Source organism: Promicromonospora xylanilytica, assembly GCF_054782895.1.
On the sequence record NZ_BAAGRP010000011.1, the window covers coordinates 82,981 to 98,025 of the forward strand.

Annotated in this window: 16 protein-coding genes; 4 read left to right on the forward strand and 12 right to left on the reverse strand. The window is 73.3% G+C overall.

Annotation, left to right across the window (positions count from 1 at the left end):
- From ACYVK7_RS12635 to ACYVK7_RS12650, 4 genes are all read right to left on the reverse strand, one after another.
- Positions 1-384 (reverse strand): hypothetical protein, encoded by a 384-nt coding sequence (locus ACYVK7_RS12635; RefSeq protein ID WP_460888065.1) that lies wholly within the window; start codon positions 382-384, stop codon positions 1-3.
- Positions 385-412: 28 nt separating this feature from the next.
- Complete coding sequence (locus ACYVK7_RS12640) at positions 413-865, reverse strand: hypothetical protein (RefSeq protein WP_460888066.1); 453 nt, start codon at positions 863-865, stop codon at positions 413-415.
- Positions 866-969: 104 nt separating this feature from the next.
- Positions 970-3,135, reverse strand: coding sequence for a serine/threonine-protein kinase (locus ACYVK7_RS12645; protein ID WP_460888067.1), 2,166 nt, complete (start codon positions 3,133-3,135; stop codon positions 970-972).
- 201 nt (positions 3,136-3,336) lie between these two features.
- Positions 3,337-3,696, reverse strand: a complete 360-nt coding sequence (locus tag ACYVK7_RS12650; RefSeq protein WP_460888068.1) for a MerR family transcriptional regulator — start codon at positions 3,694-3,696, stop codon at positions 3,337-3,339.
- A gap of 52 nt (positions 3,697-3,748) precedes the next feature.
- On the opposite strand from ACYVK7_RS12650, the gene ACYVK7_RS12655 reads away from it, so the two are divergent.
- Positions 3,749-4,747 carry an aldo/keto reductase gene (locus ACYVK7_RS12655; protein ID WP_460888069.1) on the forward strand — a complete coding sequence of 333 codons (999 nt, stop codon included), beginning with the start codon at positions 3,749-3,751 and terminating at the stop codon, positions 4,745-4,747.
- Between the two features lie 98 nt (positions 4,748-4,845).
- On the opposite strand, the gene ACYVK7_RS12660 is transcribed toward ACYVK7_RS12655, so the two are convergent.
- Both ACYVK7_RS12660 and ACYVK7_RS12665 read right to left on the reverse strand, forming a co-directional pair.
- Positions 4,846-5,841 carry a phosphotransferase gene (locus ACYVK7_RS12660; protein WP_460888070.1) on the reverse strand — a complete coding sequence of 332 codons (996 nt, stop codon included), beginning with the start codon at positions 5,839-5,841 and terminating at the stop codon, positions 4,846-4,848.
- Between the two features lie 26 nt (positions 5,842-5,867).
- Positions 5,868-6,332: an HtaA domain-containing protein gene (locus ACYVK7_RS12665; RefSeq protein WP_460888071.1), complete on the reverse strand. Its 465-nt coding sequence runs from the start codon at positions 6,330-6,332 to the stop codon at positions 5,868-5,870.
- Between the two features lie 135 nt (positions 6,333-6,467).
- Here ACYVK7_RS12665 and ACYVK7_RS12670 point away from each other — a divergent pair, with 135 nt between their 5' ends.
- Positions 6,468-7,529 (forward strand): glycerophosphodiester phosphodiesterase family protein, encoded by a 1,062-nt coding sequence (locus ACYVK7_RS12670; RefSeq protein WP_460888072.1) that lies wholly within the window; start codon positions 6,468-6,470, stop codon positions 7,527-7,529.
- Between the two features lie 65 nt (positions 7,530-7,594).
- Here the strand turns inward: ACYVK7_RS12670 and ACYVK7_RS12675 are convergent, their stop codons facing one another.
- Positions 7,595-8,044: an ArsR/SmtB family transcription factor gene (locus ACYVK7_RS12675; RefSeq protein WP_460888073.1), complete on the reverse strand. Its 450-nt coding sequence runs from the start codon at positions 8,042-8,044 to the stop codon at positions 7,595-7,597.
- A complete protein-coding gene (locus tag ACYVK7_RS12680; protein WP_460888074.1) occupies positions 8,045-8,689 on the reverse strand; it encodes an SRPBCC family protein in 645 nt (214 codons plus the stop codon).
- A gap of 177 nt (positions 8,690-8,866) precedes the next feature.
- On the opposite strand from ACYVK7_RS12680, the gene ACYVK7_RS12685 reads away from it, so the two are divergent.
- Positions 8,867-9,460 (forward strand): GNAT family N-acetyltransferase, encoded by a 594-nt coding sequence (locus ACYVK7_RS12685; protein WP_460888075.1) that lies wholly within the window; start codon positions 8,867-8,869, stop codon positions 9,458-9,460.
- A gap of 12 nt (positions 9,461-9,472) precedes the next feature.
- Here ACYVK7_RS12685 and ACYVK7_RS12690 read toward each other — a convergent pair whose 3' ends face one another.
- Both ACYVK7_RS12690 and ACYVK7_RS12695 read right to left on the reverse strand, forming a co-directional pair.
- Positions 9,473-9,868 (reverse strand): hypothetical protein, encoded by a 396-nt coding sequence (locus tag ACYVK7_RS12690; protein ID WP_460888076.1) that lies wholly within the window; start codon positions 9,866-9,868, stop codon positions 9,473-9,475.
- Between the two features lie 80 nt (positions 9,869-9,948).
- On the reverse strand, positions 9,949-11,091 hold the full coding sequence (locus ACYVK7_RS12695) for a trans-sulfuration enzyme family protein (protein WP_460888077.1): 1,143 nt from the start codon (positions 11,089-11,091) through the stop codon (positions 9,949-9,951).
- A 59-nt stretch (positions 11,092-11,150) separates the two neighbouring features.
- Here ACYVK7_RS12695 and ACYVK7_RS12700 point away from each other — a divergent pair, with 59 nt between their 5' ends.
- A complete protein-coding gene (locus ACYVK7_RS12700) occupies positions 11,151-11,621 on the forward strand; it encodes an Lrp/AsnC family transcriptional regulator (protein WP_460888078.1) in 471 nt (156 codons plus the stop codon).
- Positions 11,622-11,635: 14 nt separating this feature from the next.
- Here ACYVK7_RS12700 and ACYVK7_RS12705 read toward each other — a convergent pair whose 3' ends face one another.
- Entirely contained in the window at positions 11,636-12,598 is a 963-nt protein-coding gene (locus ACYVK7_RS12705) for a serine protein kinase RIO (RefSeq protein ID WP_460888079.1), read from the reverse strand.
- Between the two features lie 251 nt (positions 12,599-12,849).
- The gene (locus ACYVK7_RS12710; RefSeq protein ID WP_460888080.1) at positions 12,850-14,955 is read right to left on the reverse strand and encodes a serine/threonine-protein kinase; all 2,106 of its coding nucleotides are present in this window, start codon (positions 14,953-14,955) and stop codon (positions 12,850-12,852) included.
- Positions 14,956-15,045: the final 90 nt, after the last annotated feature.

Here is a 15,045-nt window from a genome sequence, read left to right on the forward strand (position 1 = left end):
TCAGTCCCGGTTGCGCACCAGGGCGCGCGTGACCGCGGTGACGATCGTGCCGCCCACGAGCGTGCCGACCAGCACGAGCACCGCCCCGACCGCCCAGAGCCCGGAGTCGTCGGTCGACGCGGCCTGGACCGTCCAGGCCGCGGTGAAGGGCAGGCTCACCGCGAGCACCGCCAGCCACGCCGGGAGCAGCAGGGCGCCGACCACCACCAGGGCGACGAGCACGACGACGCACGCGATCACCTGCGGCGCCTCGTACGGACCGGTGACGGCTCCGGTGGCTGGATCGACGTCGCGGGTCGTGTCCCGGCCGAGCGTCCACCAGGTGGCCGTCGTCAGCGCGGCGACGACGAACGTGACGAGAGCGGTGAGGTACCTGTTGCGCATGATGTGCCCCATTGTGCCTCTCGTGTGCTCACCGTCCCCGGTGCAGCTCCCCGGGCAGCGCCGCGAACGTTCGTTCGTGGGACGACCGGGCTTGGCCGGTCATGTACCCGGTGACGGGCCACGGGGCGGTGACCTCCGTCGTCTCCGTGAGCAGGGCGCCGCCCGTGGCCGGTGTCGCCCGGGTGACCGTCACCAGCGTGCAGCCGGGCGCGGCACGTACCGCGGTGCGCATGGCGTCGTCCGCGATGCGCACCACCCGGGCCGGGAACCGGATCGTGTACCGCAGCGGTCCGAGCCGTGGCCGTTCCACGACGTGCCAGTCCTGCCAGGCGCCGTCGGGGCCGAGCCCGCTCGCGACGACGTCGGCGGACACCAGGTAGGGGTGCAGGCCGCGATGCCGGGTGAGGTCCACGAGGAAGTCGATCGTCGCGCGCGGGCCGACAGGGACGGACGTGGTGAGCTCGAATCTGCGGGTGGCCACGGGGAAACCCTAGCCAGCCGGCGTCAGATCACCGTCGTCTCCTCGGTCACCAGCACCTCGACGGACGCCAGGTCGATGAACCGCTACCTCGAGGACACGCGCGATCAGCCCAGGTAGAGCTGGCCGGTGTTGAACGCCCACAGCGCCGCGGAGCCCGCACCGACGAGCACCGCCGCGACCACGTAGAACCAGATCCGCATGCGGTGCCCGACGACACGCAGGAGCACGGCCGTCCCGAACGCGGCGACGGCCAGCGCCGGCGCGGCGAGAAACGGGTCGCCCGCCTGGGTGTCCTGGACGGCGAGCACGTACACGGCACACAGGAGCAGCAGCCGGGGAACCCAGCGCAGCAGGGCACCGAACAGGCGCAGCGGCCAGGGCCTCTTGCGGGCCGAGGTCGGGGCCGGTGCCGCGGTGGGAGGAGCCTGCACGGTGGGCGCAGGGCGGACGGTGGGCGCAGGACGGACGGTGGGCATCGGGCGGGTGGCGTGCGCCGACGGAGCAGGCCCGGCCGGCTGGGGAGCCGGGCCGAGGTGCTTGACCGGACTCTTGCGCGGCTCGAACGACTGCGGCTGCGGGGTCAGCTTGCGGACGACCTGGGTCGCCGCGGCGGACAGAGGCGCAACAGGTGCGGGCAGCACGGACGGCGGCGACGGGTCCGGCCTGCCGCTGACCGCGACCCGTTCGCGCGCCGGGGCAGGCTCCGGGCTGCGGAACGCACGCCAGCCCCGCAGCGTGTCGGCGTGACCGTCAGGGGGCGACGCGACCTGCCAGCGCATCGCCTGCCAGATCCAGTCCTTGATCTCGGCCGGCGTGCGGCCGTCGGCGACGTGCGCCCCGATCTCCGCGACATGGTCGGCCACGACCTGCTCTGCGGCGCCGTCGAAACCGTCCGCGTGGACCTCGGCCAGGACACTCATCAACGCCCGGTCGTACACCAGCGCGTGCCACGGTTCCGGCGTGCGAGTGTTGGGCGTCGCGTCGTCCGACACGTCGAGAGCCTGGGGGAAAAGCCTGGTGTGCCCCCGGCCGGGCAGCACGTCCGTCACGGGGAGCGCGGCCACCTCGGCCGCCGTCACGCCGTCGCTGAGGAGCTGCGACGTCAGCATCAGCGTCGGGTCAGGCGTCGCGCTCGCCAGGCGGGCACGCACCACGCTCGCGATGTTCTCCAGCGGCGGCCGGTGGTTCGGCTGGTAGCGGGTCATGGCGAGGACAAGCGACTCGACGTGCCGGTCGATCGCGGGCGGCTCGGGCGGAGCCTCGTCACCGGCCGCGCGGCCGGCCGGCAGCTCGTCCACGAGATCGGTGGCCGTCAGGTCCCGGCCCAGGAAGTTCAGGTCCAGCGGCAGAGCGCCCGTGCTCGCGTACACGAGCAGCAGACCCAGGCTGTACACGTCGGAGCGCGGGTGCACCCGGCGCCCGAACAGCTCCGGCGCCATGTAGGAGACCGTCCCGGCCGGCTGCGTCGACGTCGCGGCGTCGAAGACCTTCGCGATGCCCAGGTCGATGAGCACCGCCCGGTCGCCGTCGACCATGATGTTCGCCGGCTTGAGGTCGCGGTGCAGGCAGCGCTCCTCCTGCAGCACGAGCAGCGCGTCGACCAGCTGCTGCGCCAGGCGCAGCGCCTCCGGCCCCGACAGCGGCCCCTCCTCACGCACCCGGTCGCGCAGCGTGGTGCCGGGCACGAGCTCCATCGCGAACCACGGCTGGTCCGCGTCCAGGCCGGCCTCCACGAAACGCGGGAAGCCACGGCCGCCCAGACGCTCCAGGAGATCGGCCTCCTGGGTGAAGCGCTCGCGGGCGTCCTCGGGCAGACCCGTCAGAACCTTGAGGGCGACCTCGACGCCGTCGTCGTCCAGCGCCCGGTAGACGTGCGCGAAACCGCCGTGCCCCAGCGACTCCGCGAGCGTGAACCGGCCGAGGCGCTCGCCGCTGGCGGGGATCCGCCGGATGCGGCGGACGGGGAGCGCGGCGGCGGGGGGAGCGGGTGCGGGGGCTGGCTCGGGCTCGGGGGTGTCTGGGACCGGGGAGTTCGCCTCGGGGGCCGGGGGTCCCGGGACCGGCACTTCTCCGGGCTCTGGAGCTGACGCCGCCTCAGGCTCCGAGATCGTTGCCGCCTCGGGCTCCGGGGTCGCGGACGCCTCGGGCTCCGCGTCCGGTACGAGGGCTGGGGCCGCCTCGGCTGGGGGCTCAGGATCGGGCAACGGGACCGGACCGGGGCCGACGGCCGCAGGCGCGACCTCGCCGACGCCTGGCGCTGGTGACGTCATAGCGGAAACCTACCAGCGGGCTCGTGCCGGCCCCAGAAAAGTCCCAGGTCACGTCGTGGCGGGTCGCTCAACCTTCAACCAGGACTTGAACCTGGACCTCTACCTGAACTTGAACGTTACTGCTGTCGCCCGCGAACCCGCGCGCCGTTGAGCACAGCAGTTGCTCCCAGAGCGGCTCAGTCCTGGCAGCAACTGCTGTGCTCATACGCCCTGCTCCCGGTACCAGGCGATCTTCTCCCGCAGCTTCTCCTGCTGTTGACGCAGCCCGTCGATCGACTCCTGCACCCGGCGGTCGTGCTCCTCGAGCAGCGCGACCCGCGCGGCCAGCGTCGCCTCGTCGAGCGACAGCTCCGCGTACCGCTTGAGGTCGGCGATCGGCATGCCGGTGTCGCGCAGGCAGTGCACGAGGTCCAGCCAGCCCAGGTCGTCGTCGGTGTAGGCGCGGTGCCCACCCGACGTGCGCGCGATGGGACGCAGGATGCCCTCACGCTCGTAGTACCGCAGCGTGTCGATGCTGAAACCGGAGACCTCGGCGGCCTGCGCGGGCGAATAGGTGGCCATGTTCTGATCCTGCCCTTGACCTGGAGCGCGCTCCAGGGTTTTCGCTCGTCCCATGACCACATCGCAGACCACCCCACAACCCGTCACCACCCACGCCACCCCGCCCGCCGAACGCCTCGTGCTCGGCGCCATGATGTTCGGCACCGCGGTGGACGAGGCCACGTCGTTCGCCGTGCTCGACCGGTTCGTCGACGCGGGCGGCCGGTGGATCGACACCGCCGACTGCTACGCCTTCTGGGCGAGCGAGTCCGGGTACGGCGGGCAGAGCGAGGAGCTGCTCGGCCGCTGGTTCGCCGCGCGCCCCGGCGTCCGCGACCGCATCCTGCTCGCCACCAAGTTCGGCGCCGAGCCGCGCGACGCCGCCGACTGGCCCGCCTCCCGCACCGGCCTGTCGCCCGCCGCGATCCACGAACAGATCACCGGCAGCCTGCGCCGCCTCGGCACCGACCACGTCGACCTCGCCTGGGGGCACATGGAGGACCGCTCGGTCGCGGTCGAGCAGACCGCCGACGCCTGCGCGGCCCTCGTCTCCGACGGCGTCGCCCGGCGCATCGGCCTCTCCAACCACCCGGCGTGGCGCGTCGAGCGGGCCCGCCGGCACGCCGTCGGGCAGGGCGAGGAGCCGTTCAGCGCGGTGCAGCATGCCTACAGCTATCTCCAGCCCCGGCCGGGCGCGCTCACGGGGAACCACCGCTTCGGCTGGCTGGACGACGAGCTGCTCGACCTCGCCGCCGTCGACGACCTGGAGGTCTGGGCCTACACGCCGCTCCTGGCCGGGGCGTACGACAACCCGGCCAAGCCCGTCCCCGAGGTGTTCGACCACCCGGGCACCGCCCGGCGGCTCGCCGTCCTGGACGACGTCGCGGCCGAGGTCGGCGCGACGCGCGGCCAGGTGGTGCTCGCCTGGCTCGCGGCACGCGGGATCCGGCCCATGCTGGGCGGCAGCAAGGTGCACCAGCTCGACGCCGCCGTCGCCGCCATGGCGCTGGAGCTCCCGGCCGAGCTGGTGGAGCGGATGAGTGCGGTGGACGGCACCCCGCCCACGGCCTGAGTACCGATCCTGGAGGTGCTGACCAGGCACAATGGCGTCGTGCACGGTGGTTCGCGCTGCCGGCCGGGACGGCGCAGGCGGTACGAGACGCCGTGGAGCTACACGGCTGACGCCCACCCGGCGGGGTCGTCCTTGCCGGGGATGGCGTGGAGGCCCTGCCACACCACGAGGATCTCGAACCACCGCGCCTCGGCGGGGCTGAGCGGCCGTACGGACTCGTACCCGGCGCGCAGCGCCTGGCGCACGCCACCCGACGTCGGGCGCCAGTCCGTGAACCGGGTGCCGAGGTACACGCCGGCCTTGGCCAGGTCGTGGACCCGGTGCTCCACCCGCACCTCGTCGAGGTCGAGCACCCCGACGACCGTCGAGTCCCGGGTCAGGATGTTGGCGGCCCGGAAGTCGTTGTGCACCAGCTGAGGTTCGTCGTCGAGCTCCGGGGCCTCGGACAGCAGGTCGCGGAGCCGACGGGACGCCTCTGGCGCGAGCCGGTGGTCGCGAGTCGTGAGCCAGTCGCTGATCGTCTGCCTGAGCCTCCCGGCCTCCGGTGCCGTCGAGTCGCCTGCCGGTGCCGGCTCGCGCGGGCCGGCCTCGAACGCGCCGTCGGCCCCGAGCGATCCCAGCGCCAGGTGCAGCTCCGCCAGGCAGGCCCCGGCCGATCGCACCGCCGCGCGGTCGGTCACGTCCAGCCAGTCTCCCGACAGCTCCGGCAGCACCGTGACGGACAGCTCGCCCGACGGGCCGTCCAGGAGAACGCGGTCGAGCCCGGCCGTCGTCGCGAGCGGCGCGGCCACCGGGATGCCGCGGTCGGCGAGCCCGCGCAGCAGCCGGGTGGAGGCGTCGAGGCTCTCGAAGCGCTCACGGGCCCGCGACCACTTGACCACCAGGTCGCCGCGGTCGCTCCGTGCCCAGACGATCGCGTTCTGGTCGCTGATCACCATGCGTGGGCACGCGTCGACGGTGATGGCCCAGGCCGCGTCGAGCGCCTTGGCGACCCACCCGTGGGCGGCGGCGAGGTCGTCGAACCCGAAACGTTCCCTGAGTGCGGCCTCCGGGACCACCGGTTCCCACAGCATGGACAGTCCGAGCGGCAGCATCACCGAACCGTAGCGCGACCAACCCGTCAGGACAGGTCGATCGCCACCGGCTCGAACGGCGTGCCCACCGGGTAGTTGCCACCCCAGAGCTTCGCGCCGTCGTCCGTGAGCTCGACCTGGCGCCAGGTGAGCCGCGCGCCGTCGTCGGACCGCTCGGGAGGTCCGGCCAGGCGAAAGGCGACCGTGCGTACGTCCGACTCGCGGTCCCGGATGGACATGCTCCAGTCGGGGCCGCCGTCGGAGGGTGCGGTGACCTCGATGTCGGCGATCTCGCCGACGAACGAGCCGAAGTGCCCGATGAAGACCACGGATCCCGTGAACGCGAACAGCGTGGCGTCGGGGGAGGGGGCGGGGCCGCGTTCCGGGTCGAGCGGGAAGTGGAACGAGGCGCCGCTGCCGCCCACGGCGTCGTCCTGCACGATGCGGCCGCCCGGCGCCCCCATCACGTACATCAGCAGGCTTGCCTTGATCTCCCAGTCCAGATGAGCCACCCGAGAACCGTACCCCCGCAGGGCGGTTCGTGACGCTTTGCACCGTGCGCTGATCGCCGCCCGTTCACGTCGGCGTCGCCCGAGGGACGGCGTGGCGCCACGCCGCGGCCACCGCATATGGCCAGGCTCGGGCGCATGAAGACCACCACGACAGCACTCGCCGCGGCCCTCGCGGGCACGCTGGCCCTGGGCGCCGCGCCGGCGTCGGCCCTGCCCGAGGGGCACCACCGGGCGTTCGACCTCCAGGCCCACCGCGGCGGCGTCGCGCTCACCGTCGAGAACACCCTGCCGGCCTTCGACAACGCGCTCGCGCTCGGTGTCAGCACGCTCGAGCTCGACGTGCAGATCACGCAGGACGGCTACGCCGTGGTGACCCACGACCGCGACCCGAACCCGGCCAAGTGCGTCGACACGGAGCCCGCGTTCCCGGGTGACCCCGAGTTCCCGTACGTCCCCGACGAGACGTACATCAAGGACCTCACGCTCGCGCAGGTGCGCACCATCGACTGCGGCTCGCTGCGCCAGCCCCAGTTCCCCGGGCAGGAGCTGCACCCGGGCGAGCGCATGCCGCTGCTGTCCGAGGTGCTGAGCCTGGTCAACCGCCACCGCGCGCGCCAGGTCACCCTCAACATCGAGACCAAGGTCGAGGCCGGTGCCCCCGAGCAGACGGCGCCCCGCGAGCAGTTCGTGCAGGTCGTGGCCCGCGAGGTCCGCGCGGCCGGGCTCGTGGACCAGGTGACGATCCAGAGCTTCGACTGGGGCTCCCTGATGCGGATGAGCGAGGTGGAGCCCCGCTTCCCGCTCGTGGCGCTGACGAACGGCCAGCAGTTCCTGCAGGTGGGCCAGGACGGTGCGTCGCCGTGGCTCGGCGGGCTGGACATCGACGACTTCCCCGGCTCGATCCAGGAGAAGTTCGTCGCCGCCTCCGCCTCGTTCGGCGCCGACGCCGTCTCGCCCGTGCACGGCGACCCCCAGGGCGGCGGCGTGGACGATCCGGGCTACGTGCCCTTCACGACGCAGGAGCTCGTCGACGCCGCGCACGACGCCGGTCTGGCCGTGATCCCGTGGACCATCGACGACCGCGCCACCATCGAGTCGCTGATGGACCTCGGTGTGGACGGGCTCATCACCGACCGCCCCGACCTGCTGCGCACGATCATGGCGGAACGCCACCTGAAGCTCCCGAAGCGCTACTGAGGCGGGCTGGCCGGCCGGCAGGTGTACGGCTGGTCGGCAGAACGTCAGGAGGTCGGCAGCTCGGGTTACCGACCTCCTGACGTCCTGCCGACCACGCGCGGCGCAGGTTCAGCCTGCGGCGCTGCCCGACGGCGCTCCCTGCGTCCCCGGACCAGCTCGGTCGCCAGGGCGTCGAGCGGCTGGGCGAACGTGTCCTCGAAACGGGCGAGCCAGGCGCGCGCCGCAGCCGTCCCGGCGTCGTCCACGGCGTAGAGGCGGCGCGTGCCCTCGGCGCGCACCCTCACCAGGCCGGCCTCGCGCAGCACCTTGAGGTGCTGCGAGACGGCCGGCTGGGTGAGGCGCACCCGGGCCTGCAGCGCGGTGACGAGGGCTCCGGCCGGCTGCTCGCCCGGGACCAGGAGTTCCAGCAGCCGGCGCCGTACCGGGTCGCCGAGGGCCTCGAACACCCCTGCCGGCGCGGAGTCGGGCGCGCCGACCCCGTCCTCCGCGCGGCCGTCCGCCCGAGCGGCGGGCACTCAGGACTCCGGCGGGACGGTGTAGAACGCCAGCGTGCGCTCGGCGGCGGCGCGCGCCTGGGCGGCGTCGTCGCCCGAGGCGATGGCGGCGTCGGCCCAGCCGGTGCTCGCCAGCCGGACGAACTCGATGCCGACGGGGGAGAGGGTCCACTCCTGGAACTCGGCGGCGTCGTTGTCGGAGCCGGTGGCGAGGTGCAGGCCCAGCCCGACGAGCGCGAGGTCCCAGCCGACGCCGACGGCGCCCGGGCCGTACTGCGCCGCGAAGTCCGGGTCCACGGGGGACTCGTGCACCAGCTCGAGGGTGGTGCCGCCGTCGGCCGGGGTGAGCGAGACGGCGAGCCAGGAGACGTTGCCGCCGAACTCCCAGGTGACGGCGAAGTCGTCGGGCGCGGCGCAGCGCTCGACGACGCCGCCCGCGTTGCCCTCGAACTGATAGTGCCCGCCCACCGAGAGGTCTCCGCTGACCGGGAGGAACCACCGGGGGAGGCGTTCGGCGGACGTGAGCGCGTCCCACAGGTCGGCGCGGTCGGCGGCGTAGGTGCGGCGCGCGACGGCGATCTTGGTCGGCGCGCCGTCGCGGGCACCGTCGCGGACCTCGCGGGTCATGAGGCCGGCCGTGGTGACGGGATCGATCGTGCTGGTCATGACGTCTCCTTCTATAAGTGGATACTTATGTTATCCCACAGGGAGGTTCGCGCCGGCAAGCGGACGGCCCGATCCGTTCGCGGGCGGTGTTGCAACCGTCAGTCGCGGCCGCGAATAAAAGTGTGCCAAGCGCGTCGCCGCGCCGCCGGTGTCGGTGAGCCGGAGTAGTTTCACGACATGGCCCAGATCACCGTGCTCCCCGCGACCGCCGAGCGGTTCGGTGACATCGCGCGCGTCCTCAACCCGAACGGGCGCGAGCAGGCGTGCTGGTGCATGCACTGGCGTGCGCCCGCCAAGGAGGACGTCACCACGCGCGCCGCCCGTCTGCGCGAGCTGACCGAGCAGGAGCCGGCGCCCGGGATGCTCGCCTACCTCGGCGCGGAGGCGGAGGTGGCGGGCTGGCTCGGTTTCTCGCGCCGGTCGGCCGCCCGCTCGCTGCAGCGGTCCAGGGTGCTGCCGGTGGGGGAGCCGGAGTCCTGGCCCAGCACCTGGGTGTTCATGTGCGTGACGGTGCGCCCGGGCTTTCGCAGGCAGGGCGTCGCCCAGGCGCTGCTCGACGCCGGGGTGGGCTACGCGGCGGCCCACGGGGCCACGGCGCTCGACGCGTTTCCCGTCGAGCCGGAGCCCGGCCGCAGGGTCCCCGTGAGTGCCGCGTTCGTGGGCACGGTCGGCATGTTCGAGCGCGCGGGCTTCGACCGGCTGGCGCCGACGGACGCCACGAGCGGACGCCTGATCCGCTGGCACGTACGGCGTGCCGTCACGTCGGCCTGACCGCCGCCCGGGTTACTCCTCGACCGGGACGACCACGCACAGCTCGAACGTGTCCCGCCCACGCCTCAGCAGGTAGCGCACCCGCTCCGCCGTCTCCTCCGACGCGTTCTCGTCCTTGTAGCTCCAGCGCACGTCGACCCACAGCAGGGCGTCACCGACCTGCTCGACGGCGCGCACGTCGGGCACGGCGGCGACCAGCCCCTGCTCCCGGTAGGCGGTCAGCATGGAGCCGAGGGCGTCGCGGGCCGCCTCGGCGTCGGGCACGACGAGGGACCGTTCGGCCTCCACCACCACCGACGGGTAGGCGAGGCTGTTCGTCACGGTCTCCAGGTCGCCCGAGCCGAGCGCGACGCCGTAGTCGACGAGGAAGGCGAGCAGGTCGTCCTGGTCATACGGAGTGCTGGACATCCCCTCACGGTAGGCCGACTCCCCGTTGAGTGCTGGACGTTCGCCCACCCAGCGCAGTCGAGAGGGCGAATGTCCAGCACTCAACGACGGGCGTGGGAGAGGGCCTGGGCCAGGTCTCTCCAGAGGTCTTCCACGTCCTCCAGGCCCACCGACAGGCGCACCAGGTCCGGCGAGATGCCCGCGTCCTTGCGGGACACCTCGTCCATGATCCGGTGGGTCAGCGAGGCGGGGTGCTGGATGAGGCTGTCCACGCTGCCCAGGCTCACCGCCGGGGTCATCAGCCGCACGGCGGAGACCAGGGCCACCGGATCGGCCGACGTCTCGAACGAGACCATCGCCCCGCCGAGCCGCGGGTAGTGCACCGTGGTCACACCGGGGTGCTCGGCGAGCCGGCGTGCCAGCTCGGCCGCAGTGGCCGACGCCGCCCGGACGCGCACCGGGAGCGTCGCCAGCCCGCGCAGCAGCTCGTAGCCCGCGATCGGGTGCAGCATGCCGCCGGTGACGAACCGGATCTGCCGCAGCGGCCGGGCGAGCTCCTCGGAGCACGCGACGACGCCGCCCATCACGTCGCCGTGCCCGCCCAGGTACTTCGTGGCGCTGTGCAGCACCATGCTCGCCCCGAGGGTCAACGGACGCTGCAGCACGGGTGTGGCGAAGGTGTTGTCCACCAGCACGGGCACCGGGGCGCAGGCGTCGGCCAGCGCTCGCAGGTCCACCTCGGTGAGGGTGGGGTTCGCCGGGCTCTCGACGACGACCAGCCCGGTCCTGTCCGTGACGGCGGACGCGGCCTCCTCCGGCGACACCCACGTCACCGAGGTGCCCAGCAGGCCCGAGCCGAGCAGGTGGTCGGTGGTGCCGTACAGGGGCCGCACCCCGATGATCTCCGGCTTGCCCGCCGCGACCTGGGCCAGCAGGCAGGCGGACAGCGCGGCCATGCCGCTCGCGAACGCGACGGCGGTCTCGGCGCCCTCGAGCTCGGCCAGGGCCTGCTCGAAGCGGCGCACCGTCGGGTTGGCGACGCGGCCGTAGACGGGCGGGCCGCCGTCGTCGTTGCCGGCGGCGAAGTCGTCCAGGCGCGCGGCCTCGCCGACGACGTCGTGCGACGGGTACGTGGTGGACAGGTCGATCGGCGGGGTGTGGAGTCCCAGGGCGGCCAGGTCGTCCTTGCCGGCGTGCACGGCGCGCGTGTCCCAGGAGTGCGTGCTCCCTGAATGCATGGTCATGGGGGACTATCGGCACTCTCCACCGTCGATGAGGGCCTGACGTGCTAATAATTCGGAGCATGGCCCAGAACGTGATCCTCGATTCGGTCGACCGCGCGCTCATCGACGAGCTGCAGAAGGACGGCCGGCTCTCCAACAAGGTGCTCGCGCAGCGGGTCGGCGTGGCGCCGTCGACCTGCCTGGCCCGCACCCAGCGGCTGCAGAACGCCGGGGTGATCCGCGGGTACCTCGCCGAGATCGATCCGGCGGCCGTCGGGCGTGGGCTGCAGGCCATGCTGAGGGTGCGGCTCACCACGCACTCCCGCCCCCTGCTGGGGCCGTTCGTCGAGTGGGTACGGCGGCTCCCGCAGGCGCGAGCCGTGCACCACGTCTCCGGTCCCGACGACTTCCTGATCAACGTGGCCTGCGCCGACACCGACGAGCTGCAGCGCCTGGTCCTCGACCTCACGGCGCGCGGCGAGGTGGGACGCGTGCAGACCGACCTGGTATTCTCCTCCTGGACCTGCGGCCCGGTCACCCCGGCGGACTGACCGGGCCGGTCCCGTCAGAAGGCCTGCGCCAGCAGGTCGGCGAACAGGGTGTCCGCGTCGACGTCCAGGCCACGGGCCGTGAACCAGGCGCACACCGTGCGGCAGTCCCGCAGCAGCACGTCGCTCGCGAACGGGTTGGACGCGAGGTCCACGACCTGCGGCAGGTCGATGATGACCAGCCGGTCGCCGTCGGCCAGGATGTTGTACGGCGACAGGTCGCCGTGCGCGAACCCGAGCCGGGCCAGCACGGTCATGCCGTGCGTGAGCTGCTCCCAGTACGACTCCAGCCGGTCGTCCGAGGGGCGTTCCCTGGTGAGCCGGGGTGCCGCGACGGCCTGGGTGCGGCCGTCCTCGTCGGTCGTCTCGGTACCCACGAACTCCATGAGCACCTCTGTGCCGTCGATCTGCACCGGGTACGGCACCGGGGCGCCCGCCGACCACAGGTCACGCAGGGCCACGAACTCGGCGTCGGCCCACTGGGTGGCCGACACCGCGCGGCCCCAGGAGGACTTGCGGTCCTCCATGGCACGCTGGTCGCGCGTGCGGCGCAGCCGGCGGCCCTCGGTGTACTCGGTGCCGCGGTGGAACTGGCCGTGCTCCAGGCTGCGGTAGCGCTTCGCCACCAGGAGGCAGCGCTCGGCCCCGCCGGCGTGCGGGACGGCACGCTCCAGCAGGAAGGCGTCCGCCTCCTTTCCGGTCTTGAGGATGCCGAGCTCGGTGTCGAGAGCGGCGTCACGGGTGACCAGCCAGTCGGGCCGGGGTTCGGGTCCGCGCTGGCCCTTGGCGACGGACCGCCAGGTGGACCAGCGCTGACCGGGCCCGGGCTGGGCGAGGTCGGTGTCGTACTCGGTGCCGGCCGGGTCCGCCCGGAGGGTGCTCGGGTGCGGACCCTCCAGGTCCTCGCGGCCGGCCCGCGAGGACCTGCGCTCGGCGCGCACGAGGGAATGCTTCGGTGCTTCGGGAAAACGGGAAGGCAAGACAGTGCTCCTTGATGCCGGAGCACGGCCGGGTCAGCCCCGGGTGCTCCTGGTGACAGTGGCGTCTGCTGCCGCTGAGGCAGCCGCGCGAACGACGTCGTCCATGACCGCCTCCTTCCCTGTGGTTGCTGGCCGGTCATCGAGTGCCTCAGGGGCTGGCCCGGTGACCGTGCGACGAGCATGCCACCCGCACCCGACGACGCGCACCTGAATATCCGACGCGGTTCACTGCCGGCCGCAGCCCCGGCCCGTCAGTTCCAGGGCAGAGCGTTCTCGACCGACTCCCAGACCGAGTCCCGCACGTCCTCCGTGGTCTCCTGGACGCCCTGCTCGATGCCGTCCTGGAGCTGCTCGCGCTGCTGCTCGAAGGACTCGCGCGCGTCCTGGGTGGCCTGCTGCGCGTAGCTGACCACACCCTGCACCGCGATCACGATCACCCACACGACGACGACCAGCCAGAACGGCCACGTCCGCCCGCCGCGGCGCGTGCGCACCGCTCGGAAGAGGTTGACGACGGCGGACGTCACGATGCCGAGCAGCGGGATGGACAGCTCCGCCATGCGGGGCGCCCATGCCGAGTCGAGGTTCAGCATCACCACCGCGAGGTCACCGAGACCCGCGAACAGCGGCAGCCCGGCCGCGCTTGGCATCGCGTCGAAGCCGGGGACGAGGCGCACCAGCTGGTAGACCGCGAGGGCGAGCAGGATGCGCGGCACCCAGCCGAGGATCGTCGCGATCGCCCCGAGGCCGCCGCCGGAGTCCTTGCGCTTGTTGTCCCGGGCACCTCGGGCGTCCTGGTCCTCGCGGCGCGGCGTGGGCGGGGCCGGCTGCACCGGAGGCTGCGTCGGCTGCACCGGGGCCACCGGCTGCGTCGCGGTGGGCCGCTCCGCGGGGGCCGGGGCGGGCGCCGGACGGGCGGCCGGCACCGGTCCGGGACGGTACGCGGGTGCCACCTGCGTGGCCTGCTGGTTCGTGACCGGCGCTCGGCGCGTGGCCGGGCCGCTGGTCTGCCGCCGGGGCGTCGTCGACGTCGGGACGCCGGGGAGGGCGAGGCCGTGACGCTGCCGGTAGGCGACCCAGCCGTCGTAGTTGTCCGCGTAGCCCTCTGGCGTGAAGGCGGGGGCCCAGCGCATCGCGGCCCACAGGTAGTCCTTGATCTCGGCGGGCGCGCGGCCCCCGGCCCGCTGCGGCCCCACGGCCGACAGGTACACGGAGATGACCTCCTCCGCCGCGCCGTCGAACCCGTCGCCGTGCACCTGGTGCAGACGGCCCATGAGCTGCTGGTCGTAGACCAGGTTGGTGATCGGTTCGCCCTGCCGCACCGGGTTGCTCGCCAGCACGCTGGTGGGCGCGACGACGGCGGCCGCCGCCCCGCCCGCGGTCAGCACCTCGGTGACGAGGCCGCGCTCGACGGTGGTGACGTCGGCGGCGGCGAGCAGCGTCGGGTCGATCCGGGCGCTGTCGGACGCGAGCTGCGCCACGGTGCCGATGAGGTTGTGCAGCGGCGGGCGGTCCTCCGGCCGGTGCCTGGTCATCGCCAGGACGAGCGGCAGCAGCCGCTGGTCGACCGGCCCGACGTCGGCCGCCGTCAGGTCCCGTCCCGCGAAGTTGAGGTCGTTCGGCAGCTCGCCCGTGGCGAGGAAGATCAGCAGCAGGCCGAGGCTGTACACGTCGGAGCGCGCGTGCGGCTTGCGCACGAACAGCTCGGGCGCCATGTACGAGATGGTGCCGGCGGCGTGGGTCGAGGTGCTGGTGCCGTGCCCCTTGGCGATGCCGAGGTCGATGAGCACGTACCGGTCGGGCGCCGCGATGATGTTCGCGGGCTTCACGTCCCGGTGCAGGAAGCGCTCCTCCTGGAGCACCGCGAGGGCGTCCAGCACGTCGTCGGCCACGCGCAGCACCTCGTGGGGTGGCATCGGCCCCTCTGCGGCCACCCGCTGGGCCAGGGTGGGCCCCGGCACGAGCTCCATGGCGAACCACGGCGTGGCGGACCGCAGGTCGGCCGTGATGAGTTGCGGGAACCCGCGACCCGCCAGGCGCTCCAGCAGCGCGGCCTCGCCGACGAAGCGGTCCAGCGAGTCGTGCTCCGCGTTGGTCAGCACCTTGAGCGCGACCTCACCGCCCTGCCCGACGGCGCGGTACACGTGGGCGAACCCGCCGTGCCCGAGGGAGCCGTGCAGCTGGTACGGGCCGAGGGTCTCGCCCGTGGCCGGGATCCGCTGCGCGGTGGCGCCGCCCGCGGCCGCTTGCCGTGCGGCCTGCCCCGGGGTGGCCCCGGAGGGCTGGACGATCTCGGTCGCCGCGGTAGGCGGCGGCCCGATCCGTGCGGCCGTCGTACGGATGGTCTGGTCGGACAAGCGAAGGACTCCTCAGCAGCGCACCGGGACTACCGGCTGGACCAGATGAAATCTATCAGCGTCCCGCCCTGCCGCTCAGCGATGTCCCCT